Origin of the sequence: Rhodococcus sp. SB1D, assembly GCF_048573875.1 — a bacterium.
In the GTDB taxonomy this organism is placed as follows: domain Bacteria; phylum Actinomycetota; class Actinomycetes; order Mycobacteriales; family Mycobacteriaceae; genus Rhodococcus_F; species Rhodococcus_F qingshengii.
On record NZ_JBMAIQ010000025.1, the window covers coordinates 20590 to 33029 of the forward strand.

Consider the following 12440-nt stretch of genomic DNA (forward strand, 5'->3'; position numbering starts at 1 on the left):
CCGGGCCCCTCAGTTTTCGTTGCCGACGGTGCGCGCCGGGTGCAGGTCGTAGGTGATGCCGGGGTGGTCGGCGGAGCGGGCCCTCAGTGCCGGCTTCGACACGCGCTCGGACGGGGTGCGCGGGAAGTCGGTCACGAACTCGATGTAGCGCGGAACTTTGAAGCGTGCCAATTGCTTTCGTGCAGCCTCGGCGATCCGCTCGGCCGTGGCGCGATTCTTCTCGGTATCGGGAGTGAGCTGGACGAAGGCTTTGACTTCTTCCCCGAACAGCTCGTCGGGGACGCCGAGGACCGCTGTCGCGACGACGGAGTCGTCGCGTTCGAGAGCGCGCTCGACCTCGACGCTGGCGATGTTTTCACCGCCGCGCCGGACCATGTCCTTCACTCTGCCCACCAGCCGGTAGCTGTTCGATTCGCGGACTGCGATGTCGCCGGTGTGCAGCCAACCGTCGCGAAGGACGGCGGCGGTGTCCTGCGGCCGGTTCCAGTAACCGAGCATCATCGGTTTACCCGAGGTGATCAGTTCGCCCGGCTCCCCCGCGGCAACATCGCGGCCCTCCGGATCAACGACCCGGACCTGCTTCGTGGGAACTGGTTGTCCGAGCTGACCGGTCCCGACGTCGTCGGGGTTCTCGGGCAGACTGACGAGATCGACCCCGCTTTCGGTCATCCCGAAGATCTCTCGCCACGGCGCCCCCCACCGCCTCTCGAGTTGCGCATGCAGCCCCGCGGGAATGCCCGAGCACAGCACCAGACGCAGATCGTTGTCGCGGTCGTGCGGGTTCGGCGTCTGCTTGAAGAGCAAGGTCGGCATCGAACCGAGCACGTAACAGAACGTCGCCCGGTGTCGGCGGACGTCGGCCATGTAGCCCGAGGCGGAAAAACGGGGCAGCACCACCAAGGGTGCGCCGATCGTCAGGCACAGGGCGGCATTCCATTGCGGATCCATGTACGAAAACGGCTGCGAAGTCAGTGCCACGTCGTCAGACCCGAGCCCCGCGGCAGCGGCGCAGAGACGCCCCAGCCGCACCCAGTAGTCATGGGTCAACATGCACGCCTTCGGAAAACCTGTGGTACCCGACGTGTATTGGAGATTCGCGAGGGTTTCTCCGCCGATGGCGGCCTCGAGCGCCTCGGTCGGGTAACGGACCAGTTCACCATTCGATATTGCTTCGATGATCCGCACATCGGCCAGATCGCCGTTCGCCCTGCAAACCTCTTCGACCAGCGGAGTGTGCTCGACGTCGGTGACGATCGCCCTCGCGCCGGAGTCCCGGAGAACGAATTCCAAGTCTGCGCGCTGGTAGGACGAATTCACCGGCACTGCAACGGCGCTCGCTTTGAGGATCGCCAACCACGCGATCGGCCACTGCACCACATTCGGGAGCATGATCGCAACCCGATCACCTGGGCGAATATGATGCTCCGCGACCAGGTGATGCGCCAAACGTGAGGTCCACTCGTCAACCTCACCGAAGGTCCACGACTCCTCGGCGAACCGCAAAAACTCACGCTGGGCAGAGTCGACGGCGCGGGCCGCCAGCAAACCCGCCACGGTATCGATCGGCAGGTCCACACCCGTCGGTTCCGGCGCCGCCGAACGCTGCCGATGATCTGGTTCCACTTCGGTCATGGTCATCCTCTTCCGGCTGTCGGGTTGATGTGGACATCGACAGAAATGCCGCTCGCGAGTCGAAGGCGAGACGCGTGTCCGTGGGAGAACTGGTAACTCCCGACCGTGTGCCCGCTCACACATGGGCTGTGGCCCTGGTCATAGACTAGAAGAAGACGATCAATTGATCAAGACGTATGACTACATTGGCGCGAGCGAGCCTCGCCCGCTCCGGGATCGAGTGCCCAGGGCGCGGTGCGCCCTCGGAACAAGTCACACCGCTACGGAGTGATCTTAAATTTCAGTTCTGAACGGCACGGCTCCCGCCACTTTCACCGGGCTCCCAGTGTGGGATGCCGGTGAACAGGCCCACCGTCGTCCCCGTCCTGTGCACGGCCACAGAACGAAGGAGCTGCTGCTTGTGGGGCTCGAACCGGGCGCTGGACGTTGTCGGGGCACTGGCCCTGAAAGTTCCCATCTTTGCAATGAGGAAGTAATATGCAGTTGACTTAATCAAACGTCCACATAGACATCGTCGCGAGGAGATCGCATGGCTCGCATTCCCGCCGCCGAACGCCGCAACGATCTGGTTGCGGCGGCCGTGCGGATGATCGCCGCTCACGGAGTGGAAGGTGCCACCACCCGCCGTATCGCGCAGGAGGCGAACGCCCCCTTGGCCACGCTGCATTATTGCTTCGCGACCAAGGAATTGTTGTTCGGAGCGGTTTTCGAGTACGTCGCCGCCCAGTATCGAGAAGTGCTGACGCGCAACGATGTTCACAGTGACCTACCAACGACCGCTCGTGCGCTCTTGCGTGGCATGTTGGAGTGGTACCTGGCGAATCCGAACTTCGGCGCAGCAATCATCGAACTGATCAGCTGGGCCCGTCGCCAGGAGGGCCAGCAGGCCGAGATGGTGTACAACGAGGCCTTCGCCACCCTGCGGGGAATCCTGGCTACCGCTGCCAGGACAGAAGGCCGACCCGACGACCCGGACATCATCGACTCCCTGACGTACATCACGTCCGTTCTGTCCGACGGATTCGCCATCAATTGGCTGGCCTTCACCGACGGCGCCGTAGCCGAGTCACAGGTCGAGCTCACCCTCGGGCTTCTCGACGCCTGGATGGCCGCCCGACTCCGCGATCCCTCCCAGTTGCCGGCGCAGGTGTCGAAGTCCTCCCCCGAAGTATCCCTGCGTTCCCTCGCCTCCTGGGTGAGCGTGCAGTGATACCGCGCGGGAGGCCACCACTCGTCGCCGACGGCGGCACGAATAGACCAGTCATTGCGGGCAAAGTGCCACGAACCGGACACCATGATCGGCGTATCATTTGCACCGAGCCGTCGGAGCCTCGCAGAGCGGTCCATGTCGAGTGTGCTCGAACCGCGGAAGGCGTTGCAAGAAATCGTATTTCACGATGTAACATCTCTGATTCGTCGTTCCGCGCGAACTCGTGAGGTGAGCACGGTGACCACGACGAGCAGAGCAAGAACAATCGACAGCCCATATCCGATGCCATAGAGGTTCTTTGCAGCGACCCCGACACCAGTGCCGACCACAGGAACGAGAGAGGCACCGAGATCACTGCTGACCAACGCCGTTCCGAACGCGAAACCCACGGCCATGGACGTGCCGGCAATACCGGCCGCCATCCCGGCCTTCTCCTCCGGGGCGGCCATCTGCACCGTCGTGAAGCCCGCGGCGTATCCAATCCGTATGCCCAATCCCAAGACGGCCGAACCCACGAGGTAGTGCCACGTGTACGTATGCGCTACGGCCAGCCACGTCAGACCCGATGCGCTGATCAACGCCCCGATGACAAAGACTTGCACAGCGCGTCCGTTCGCCAACGCACGGTCGAGCACGGTTCCACGGATCAGGAACGCCGCGGCGAAGGGTGCCATGAGCCAACCTGTTTGCAGCGCACTCAGCCCGAGCCCGTAGGCATCCGCCGGACGAAGGTCTCCCGGAAATATCTGCGCGTACGTGCTCAGTAGCAGGAGGAAGGCCGAGTTCACCGCTGCGAACAATGCGATGCATATGCACGATGCGGTGACCAGTGGCGCTTTCATCAGCGCGATGTCGAATACCGCAGCGGTCGAGCGGCGCTCGACTCGGACCCAGGCCATACCGCCGATAATCCCGACTGCCAACGGAAGCAGTGCCACGGCTCCCCAGACGAGGCCTTGCGTGAGGGTAAGCAAGATTGCAGCGACCCACGCGATCATCCATACCGTGCCCAGTACTGCGATCCGGCCGGAGCGTTCTGCTGGCGGAGCATGCGGAATCGTGACGTAGCACGCGATGGTGGTAGCCACACATGCGGCGGTGAGAATGACGAAGAAAGTCCGCAGGGACAGGCTCTCGACGATGAAACCGCCGCCGATCATACCCACGACGATGCCGACCCCGGTGGCGATGACGAGTACCGCTACTCCGATGGAGATGCCATCGTCGCCGAGGTTGCGACGCAGGAAGCCGAGGGGAAGCAATTGTGCCGCGCCACCGAAACCCATGAGAACGCAGCCGAAGAGAAGGCTCGGATACGAATCGCCGAGAGCCGGGATGAGTGCGCCACCGGCGAGGAACGCGGACGCGGCCACGGAAGCGTTTCGGTCGCCGTACAGATCGGCGAGGCGAGGCAGCAGGATGAATCCTGCTCCGCCGCCGAGAGTCAGGGCTGTATACAGCCACGTCATTTCGGACACCGTGGCGAGTCCGTACTGCGCCTGAATAACTGGCAACAGCGGCGGAAGGATGAAGATGACAGCGTTCGTCAGGACGATCAGCAATGCTCCGATTCCGATCAGTGCTTGTTTGTTCGGCACTGATCGCAATGGCGCCTCGGTTTCGTGTTCGAAGTGCGGGCGATTCTCCGGCATGGGTGCGCTCCGATTTGTCGTCACAGGCCGACAGGAAGGGTCGCGCCGATGGCGGTGTAATCGTCGCGACTGAGCAGGTCCATAGGATCCGACATCTGTCCTCCGACCTCGACCCAGCCGACATAATGCTCCGAGGACCAATCAAGGGCGCGTTGAATCTCCGCGGGGAACGATCGCATCTGCTCCAGCGTGTAAGTGAGAAAAGGGTTTTCCTCAGGACGTAGGAATGCGAGGTCGTATCCCATCGACAAACCGAAACGGTATTCGTCCGTGGTGGTGTTGCAACCACCACCGTGATACGTGGAGCCGACCCAGATCAGTGCCGAACCGGCCTTCATCTGTGTCGGGATCGCTTCTTCGAGGCGCGGTGCACGCTCGTCGTCCCATCGATGGGAGCCTGGGATCACCAGGGTTCCGCCGTTCTCGGCAGTGAAGTCGCTGATCGCAACCATGATCTGCACTCGTGCTTCACGTTGATATGTCGGGTGGCGCCACAACCACACCGAATCGTCACGATGGAGCGGCTGGGAGCCCTGCCCTGGTCCGATCTTGATGGCCATCGTCGCGCCGATGTGCATTCCTGCCGGGTTCGGCACCGGCTCTTCACCGAAGAAGATGTTGATCGGTTGGTTCAAGATGCGCTCGGCGACACCGTGATACAACGGGTTCAACGCGATCGTCGTCATGTGGTCGGTCCGCGCAAACAACCCACCGGCCCGTTTGGTCCTGTTGCCGGCGAACAGTTCGTCGTGACCGGTGTCTACTCGGTCGAGCACAGGCTCCAAGTCCCTTTTGATGCCGGCGATAACGGCATAGTCGAAGAGCCCTTCGACGATCACGCCGCCGTCTCGCAGGATCACCTCGACTGCCGCTTCAGTAGTGACATCAGCAGGCAGGCGGGTGAGTTGGTTCGTAGTCATGAGAGGTGTGCTCCTCCGAAAGTGAGAGCGATCCCGGTACGGACGTCGACGGGATGTGATTCAGCTCATACCGTAAGTCAAGTTGATCATACGATCAAGGCATTTGACTCAGTACTCGGCAACTTTCAGCAGGCAGCTCGCCCGAAAACCAGAGCGAAGTCGTGGCCGGACGTCATGGAGGGATCGCTCGATTCGAGCGACCACCCTGCCCTGATCGTGCGATCAGCGTGAGGCGGATCGTGCTTGTCGTTCCCGCCGCCGAACGCGGCAACTATCTGGCCGCTTCCGTCCTGCGTGTGATCGCCGCGCACGGCGTGGAATGCGCCACCACACGCCGTATCGCCAACGATGCGAAAACTCCTTTAGCCGCGCTGCACTATGCTTCGCGACCAAGGAATTGTTGTTCGGAGCGGCTTTCGACTACATCGCTGGCCGAAATCGAGAAGTGCTGCCGCACAACGATGTTCACAGTGACCTACCAACGACCTCTCGTGTGCTCTTGCGTGGCATGTTCGAGTGGCACCGGGCGAATCCGGACTTCGGCGCAGCAATCATCGAACTGATCAGCGCCAGGACCGCCCAGCCATACGCCGATTGCGACTCGCGGATCCGTGTTGCATCGCTTCCCGCGCGATTCCGACGTTCGCTCATGCCAGGCGATCGCGGGGTCACTTCATCACGAAGCGAATACATCTGCAGGCCAGCGCCCTTTGGCGTTGGCCTACAGTTCTCACTGGGTCAGATCCGCTTGTTACCTTCGGCGACGATCCAGCTGAGTGCTGGATCGTCGCGTTCCATCCATTCCGGATGCCATTGGACCCCGAGTACCGCGGCACCAGGGAGCTCGATCGTTTCGACGACCCCGTCCGCTGCCCGTCCGGTCACCACGAGGCCCGTGCCGCACTGGTCGACGGCTTGGTGGTGCCACGAGTTGGTCACGGCGCTGGCGCCGAACAGCTCTTCGGCGATCGAGCCCGGTTCGAAGGACACCTTGTGGTCGTCGGCCCCGTCTGTGTGCGGGGGCGATGCCGACAGGTGCTCGACAGATCCGGGTTGCAAGTCGGCGATCAGGGTGCCGCCCAAGGCGACGTTGAGGACTTGCAGGCCCCGGCAGACCCCGAGGATTGGTGTTTTCCGGTCGAGTGCGGCACGGACGAGGGCGATTTCGAATTCGTCACGTTCGAGATCGTGGACCATGGGATCGTCCCGCGGATCCACGTCGCGGACCACCGAGGTGTCGCCGCCCCAGCAGGCGGGGTGGACATCTTGGCCGCCCGTGATCACCACCCCCGCCAGCCAATGGCAGAGCGCCGCCGGGTCTGCGTCGTAGGGCAGGTTCACCGGCACGCCGCCTGCTCGGGCGACACGTTGAGAGAAGTCGGACATGAAGGTGTCGGCGTACAGATGTCCGTAGCGCTTGTCGAGACCGTCGACCAACCCCAGCCGGAAGCGCCGACCAGTGATACCGATCATCGGACGGAGAGGACTTGGCATTGTGTTTTCCTCGTTCACGGGAACTCGAAGTACCGGGCAGACTCCCATTCGGAGAGCTCGGCGAATGGGTCACCACCGGTGGTGTGGAACTGCATCCACTCCCACCGCCGCGTGCCGACCCAGTAGTCGACGAACTCCCCGCCGAGCTGCTCACGCAGAATCGGGTCCGCTTCCAGAGCTGTCGCCGCTTTGGTAATGGTGTCCGGCAAGCGTTCGAGATCCGGCACACACCACGCCATGTCGGAGACCGGTTCGGGCGGTTCGATCGCCCCGTCGAGTCCGGCGATCACCCCAGCGAGAATGGTCGCGACCGCGAGGTACAGGTTGGCGTCGGCGCCGGGAACGCGATACTCGAGTCGGGAGTAGGTCGGGTGCCCGCACACTGCGCGCACAGCGGCGGTCTTGTTGCTGATTCCCCATGTGACCGTCGTCGGTGGGCCGCTCAGGTCGATCAGGCGGCGGTACGAGGTGATCTGCGGCAGCACGATCGAGGTGGCACCTGGCATCGTTGCGAGGAGCCCGCCGACAGCATGGAGCATCGTCTGAGACGGGCCGTCTTCGCCGTAGAACGCGTTGGCTCCCTCACGCTGCAACGATACGTTCACGTGTGAGGCCTGACCGTAACCTGCGGTGGGCTTGGCCATGAAGGTGACGGTGTGACCGAGAGCGAACGCGACTTCCCGCATCACCTGCCGGGTGCGAGCCCAGTTGTCGCACACCGAGATCGGATCACCGGGAACCAAATTCAGTTCGACCTGCCCTGCCGCGTCCTCGTCACTCCACGCCTCCCATTCGATACCGATCTCTTCGAGGCGACGGGCGACCGCCGACATGTAGTCGACCCAGTCCTTCGACTTCGCGAGGTGGTAGGCGGTTCCGGCGGATCCGCCGAGCGGGGTCAGGTCGCGATATCCCTTGGCGCGGGCCTCGTGGATGGATTCCTCGAACAAGGTCGCTTCGATTTCCACTGCGACAGTGGCCGTGAACCCGCGTGTTCCGAGTCGGTCGACCAGTTTGCGAGCCAGATTCCGGGGGCAGGCTCCGATCGGAGTGCCGTCGGAACGCCAGTAGTCGCCGATCACTGATTGCACCCCAGGCTCCCACTGCACGAGCGTCGACATGTCAGGTCGGAATTGCAGGTCGGCGAGGTGTCCTCGCCAGTCGGGGTAGGGGAACCCGAATGTCGGAGCGTTGCCCAGGTCCAGGCCGAACAGTAAATCGGCGAATGCGAAACCTGAGTCCGCGCTCGCAGCGAATTTCCTGGGCGCGACGTTCTTGCCGAGGAATGAGCCATCGTGATTGGTGGCTTCGAGACGAACTGTGTGGACGTTGACAGCGGGATCTACTGTCGTAGTGACTGTTTCAGACATCGTAGCGAACCTTCCAGGATGCGGCGACGAGCACCGAGAGCTGTGAGAGGGTGCCGCGCACACCGATCAGGCCTGTCGAGAGGGCGGCGATCAGGTCGTCGGCGCCGGAGAATATGCCGGCCAAAAGATCCGGAGGCCCGGCGATCACATAATGCGTTTCTCCCTCACCCACGACCAGCTGGGACGGTCCGTCCGCGTCGTCGGCGATCGCGACGAGCACGTCGGGTATTCCCGGTACCGATCGCGCTGCAGCCCAGAAGGACTCTGCTGCGCTTTTCCAATCCGGGACGGGTCGAGCGAGCAGTGCCAGCGCGGCAGCAGCGAGGTCATGGTCACCTGCCACTACAGGGTCGCCCACCTGAGCGAGCCGAGCGTTCAGATCGAGGGTCAAGGTGAGGTCTGGATCGATGAACACACCGCTCGAAACCACCACTGTCCCGGCGGAAATGGTGATCGTCGCGGCCTGGGGAGTGTCGTGGGAGCGGACTGCGATCGAGCCGGTCGCCGTCACGATGCCAGCGCCATTGGCGCGTACGGAGTCGGCGATCGTGCGCCCGAGCAACCGGACGAGAGGACTTGCGTCATCTTCGATCCGAATGTCCATCCCGCCGACTGCGTCGACCCCGCGCGTCGCGGGATCGATCGTCGTTTCGGTCATTGTTCTGCCTTTCGATTCGACGAGATCGTGGGCGCGGCACACCGTCAGCGGCAGATCTCGAGTGGAACGTGAAACATAGTCATCCGTCTTGATCACGTGACTATGATGGTGAGGTACAGATCACTTCTTGTCAATAACCAGGGAGGATTTTCCAGATGAACGACAACGAACCGACGTGGTGGGGACTGCTCGACGACGAGGCCACAGCCGCCGCCCACGCAATCGCCCGAGTCCTGACCAAACCCGTGCGCGAACTGGGTCCCAGCCAGGCCAGAGAGCTGTTGAACACGACACCGGCTCCCGAGCCGATCACCGCGCTCGAATGCGTCGAACAACTGTTAGTACCGACCCGCGCCGGTGCGATCAGAGCCCGCCTGTACCGCTCGACCGTCCCCACACCGAATTCCCCCACCCCCGCGCTCCTGTACCTGCACGGTGGCGGCTTCGTCCTGGGTACGCTCGACGGCGCCGACGAGCTGTGCCGCGCGATTGCCGCCGGATCCGCTTGGACAGTCATGTCCCTGGACTACCGTCTGGCGCCGGAAAACCCCTACCCGAGAGCACTGGAAGACTGCATCGACGCCTACGCGTGGCTGACCCGCACAGCGCCCGAACTCGGCATCGATCCCGACAGAATCGGAGTCGGAGGCGACTCCGCCGGAGGCAATCTCGCAGCCGCCGTGTGCCTGCACCGACGCGAAGAACACAGCACCCTCCCTGTGACGCAGGTACTCGCCTACCCCGCCGTCGACGAAACGTTCACGACGCCTTCGTGGTCGGAATTCGCCGACGCGCCGATGTTGACCGTCGCCGACGCCCGCTGGTTCTGGGAACAATATGTTGGCCCCGAACACCAGGGAGACGACCAGTTAGCAGCCCCCATGCGCGCCAAATCCCTACATGGTCTACCGCCCGCGTTGATCCTGACTGCGGAGGTCGACCCAATCCGGGACGACGCCGAGGCCTACGCGGCACGCCTCGAGCGCGACGGCGTGTTCGTCTCCCTTAACCGGTATGCCGGCATATTCCACGGATTCGTCACCGAAATCGGTGCATTCGCACAAACACAGCACGCGGTAAACGAGATGTGCCTGCACCTACGCCGGTACGGGTCGGGCTGCGCGGCACCTTCAGGGCGGTGAGGCGCGCACGGGGATCCGCCCCGAAACGATCCATCAACGTCTGCCTGTCGACGTCATCGCGCACAGCGCACACAACGAGGTGCTGTATGCAACCCGAACGGTGACGATGCGCGCAACGGCAAGAACCTGAACACCCCCCTGACAGTCCCACTCTGCTCGGAGACCTGCGAAGCCCCTGCCGTACTGCACGTACCGCATCTCCGGCCGCCGAGCGCACGAATCAGAGAAATCACCCCAGCATCGAATTCCATCTTCGAAAGGAAACCATTCCGTGAGCCGTCCACAGGCACCAGCCACTGAAATCCTCATCGACGCAGCAGCATTCGACGAATACGGAGGATGGATTCTCGACTCACAGTTCGAGACCCAGATGGGTTCGTCCTACCTGCTCGCACACGGACTCGGAGTTCCGGTCGAGGACGCCACCACCACGATCGACGTCGAGGCAGCAGGAACCTATCGCATCTGGGTACACGCGAAGGACTGGGTCCCCTCTCACCACCCCGGCCGGTTCACCATCTCGATCGATACACACCCACTTCCGGTCGAATTCGGCGCACACGGACGGGACTGGTGCTGGCAAGACGCCGGCCTGATCGACCTCACCGAGGGCCCCATCACGATCTCCCTGACGGACCTGACGGGATTCGACGGGCGCTGCAGCGCTCTCTACCTGACCACCGACGACACGGTCCCCCCGGACGGGGCCGGTCCCCAAGCGCGAGCATGGCGACAGCGATTACGCGGCTTCCCCGACGAACCGACCGAGGCAGGCACGTTCGACGTGGTCGTCGTGGGCGGCGGTATCACCGGTTCGACCGCCGCCGTCGCTGCTGCTCGACTCGGTCTGACGGTCGCACTCATTCAGAATCGACCCGTTCTCGGCGGAAACGCCAGCGTCGAGATCGGAATCACCCCTCGTGGTGAAACCGGCTCCCTCGTAAAGGAGTTGGCCGCCCGCGAAAACGACGGAGATCTCGTGGCGCTGAGTGTGCTGGACGCCGAACCGACCGTATCCGTATTCCTCGAACACCAGGTTTTCGCCCTCACCCGTACCGATGCCGAAATCGCCTCCGTCGACGCACGCGACGCACGCACAGGCCGCGAAACCCGCTTCCACGCATCGATGTTCATCGACTGCTCCGGCACCGCGATCCTGGGCCTCCTCGCCGGCGCACAAACGATGTTCGGACAGGAAAGCCGCACGGACTTCGACGAGCCGACGGCACCCCCAACCCGTACCGACACACACCACGGCAACACCGTCTTCTTCCGAACAGCAGAGGCAGAGAGCCCCGTCGACTTCCCGGACGTGCCCTGGGCTGTACAGATCGCCAAGGACTACGCCAACCTGGGAGGCCAACTCGAACGCCCAGGAACCGACAACGCACCAGGCCCCGTAGCAGGACCCGCGCGAACACCCGACCCCAGCACGCGTCGTCGAATGCTCATCCCCGCCAGCCACTTCTGGGAATACGGCCAAGACCTCGACCCGTACAGCGAAGCCGAACACATTCGCGATCACCTCTTACGAGCGATCTACGGCACCTTCTCCAACGTCAAAACCCTCGAACCCGACACCTACGCCAATCTGATACTCGAATGGGTAGCCCACGTCCCAGCCCAAGGCGAATTCCGCAGATACCGCGGCGACTACGTCCTGACCGAAAACGACATTCGCGCCCACACCGGATTCACCGACACCGTCGCCTGGAACTCCGGCCCCTTCTGCCTCCACTACGGCGGCCACGCAAAATACGACTTCCGACTCCGCGACTGGAAATGGGACACTCGCGACGACGCTCCCTTCGAAGTGCCATTCCGATGCCTGTACTCAGCCGACATCGACAACCTCATGATGGCCGGCAAACACATCAGCGTCACCCACGTCGCCGGATCCGTCACGAAATTCATGGGCAACGGCGGCCAACACGCCATCGCCACCGCAGCCGCAGCCAAGGTCTGCATCGACCACCAAGCAACCCCCAGAGACATCTACGAACGACACATCGACGAACTCCAGCAGACCATCGCAACGATCGGCGGATCAACGGGACATACGTAACAAAGCGTCGGAGACGAACCCGACCATACCGACCGACGGTGCGGGACGCCGAGATAGTTCAACCGTCGTTTCTGTACTACCTTCCGATGACGTTGCTCTGTTGGCGCCTTCTGTCGACGAATGCCTGCACCACCACTACTTCGGAAGCGCCTCGGAGGAAGTCGAATCGGCTGCACCGTCATCGTCGTCTCCGTCATGCGACTCGGAAGTCGTCAACGGCCAATCCACTTCGCTGAGCCGACGGGTAACGCGCTCGATGTCCTCCTCGGACGGTTCCTCACCCATGGTTCCTGCGAT

General features: G+C 62.9%; 10 protein-coding genes. 3 read left to right on the plus strand and 7 right to left on the minus strand.

The window, feature by feature from the left end; genetic code table 11:
* Positions 1 to 9: 9 nt before the first annotated feature.
* Positions 10 to 1632 (minus strand): AMP-binding protein, encoded by a 1623-nt coding sequence (locus ACN50D_RS30670; protein WP_249343309.1) that lies wholly within the window; start codon positions 1630 to 1632, stop codon positions 10 to 12.
* Between the two features lie 529 nt (positions 1633 to 2161).
* Between ACN50D_RS30670 and ACN50D_RS30675 the strand changes: the two genes are divergently transcribed.
* Positions 2162 to 2842, plus strand: coding sequence for a TetR/AcrR family transcriptional regulator (locus ACN50D_RS30675; protein WP_212634136.1), 681 nt, complete (start codon positions 2162 to 2164; stop codon positions 2840 to 2842).
* 182 nt (positions 2843 to 3024) lie between these two features.
* Here ACN50D_RS30675 and ACN50D_RS30680 read toward each other — a convergent pair whose 3' ends face one another.
* The 6 genes from ACN50D_RS30680 to ACN50D_RS30705 all read right to left on the minus strand — a co-directional run bounded on the left by ACN50D_RS30680 (position 3025) and on the right by ACN50D_RS30705 (position 8936).
* Positions 3025 to 4494: an MFS transporter gene (locus ACN50D_RS30680; protein ID WP_212634135.1), complete on the minus strand. Its 1470-nt coding sequence runs from the start codon at positions 4492 to 4494 to the stop codon at positions 3025 to 3027.
* Between the two features lie 20 nt (positions 4495 to 4514).
* A complete protein-coding gene (locus ACN50D_RS30685) occupies positions 4515 to 5414 on the minus strand; it encodes a phytanoyl-CoA dioxygenase family protein (RefSeq protein WP_212634134.1) in 900 nt (299 codons plus the stop codon).
* Positions 5415 to 5539: 125 nt separating this feature from the next.
* The gene (locus tag ACN50D_RS30690) at positions 5540 to 5725 is read right to left on the minus strand and encodes a hypothetical protein (protein WP_212634133.1); all 186 of its coding nucleotides are present in this window, start codon (positions 5723 to 5725) and stop codon (positions 5540 to 5542) included.
* 427 nt (positions 5726 to 6152) lie between these two features.
* Positions 6153 to 6908, minus strand: coding sequence for a gamma-glutamyl-gamma-aminobutyrate hydrolase family protein (locus ACN50D_RS30695; protein WP_212634132.1), 756 nt, complete (start codon positions 6906 to 6908; stop codon positions 6153 to 6155).
* A 14-nt stretch (positions 6909 to 6922) separates the two neighbouring features.
* Positions 6923 to 8278 carry a glutamine synthetase family protein gene (locus ACN50D_RS30700; protein WP_212634131.1) on the minus strand — a complete coding sequence of 452 codons (1356 nt, stop codon included), beginning with the start codon at positions 8276 to 8278 and terminating at the stop codon, positions 6923 to 6925.
* Positions 8271 to 8936: a hypothetical protein gene (locus ACN50D_RS30705; protein ID WP_212634130.1), complete on the minus strand. Its 666-nt coding sequence runs from the start codon at positions 8934 to 8936 to the stop codon at positions 8271 to 8273. Before ACN50D_RS30705 ends, ACN50D_RS30700 begins: the two co-directional genes overlap by 8 nt.
* A gap of 155 nt (positions 8937 to 9091) precedes the next feature.
* Between ACN50D_RS30705 and ACN50D_RS30710 the strand changes: the two genes are divergently transcribed.
* Positions 9092 to 10078: an alpha/beta hydrolase gene (locus tag ACN50D_RS30710; protein WP_212634129.1), complete on the plus strand. Its 987-nt coding sequence runs from the start codon at positions 9092 to 9094 to the stop codon at positions 10076 to 10078.
* Between the two features lie 271 nt (positions 10079 to 10349).
* Complete coding sequence (locus tag ACN50D_RS30715) at positions 10350 to 12143, plus strand: FAD-dependent oxidoreductase (RefSeq protein ID WP_212634128.1); 1794 nt, start codon at positions 10350 to 10352, stop codon at positions 12141 to 12143.
* Positions 12144 to 12440 lie beyond the last annotated feature (297 nt).

Coding starts and splice junctions, on each gene's coding strand:
- ACN50D_RS30705 (WP_212634130.1), bottom strand. CDS start 8,936: ATGACCGAAACGACGATCGATCCCGCGACGCGCGGGGTCGACGCAGTC.
- ACN50D_RS30670 (WP_249343309.1), bottom strand. CDS start 1,632: ATGACCGAAGTGGAACCAGATCATCGGCAGCGTTCGGCGGCGCCGGAA.
- ACN50D_RS30700 (WP_212634131.1), bottom strand. CDS start 8,278: ATGTCTGAAACAGTCACTACGACAGTAGATCCCGCTGTCAACGTCCAC.
- ACN50D_RS30680 (WP_212634135.1), bottom strand. CDS start 4,494: ATGCCGGAGAATCGCCCGCACTTCGAACACGAAACCGAGGCGCCATTG.
- ACN50D_RS30685 (WP_212634134.1), bottom strand. CDS start 5,414: ATGACTACGAACCAACTCACCCGCCTGCCTGCTGATGTCACTACTGAA.
- ACN50D_RS30710 (WP_212634129.1), top strand. CDS start 9,092: ATGAACGACAACGAACCGACGTGGTGGGGACTGCTCGACGACGAGGCC.
- ACN50D_RS30695 (WP_212634132.1), bottom strand. CDS start 6,908: ATGCCAAGTCCTCTCCGTCCGATGATCGGTATCACTGGTCGGCGCTTC.
- ACN50D_RS30675 (WP_212634136.1), top strand. CDS start 2,162: ATGGCTCGCATTCCCGCCGCCGAACGCCGCAACGATCTGGTTGCGGCG.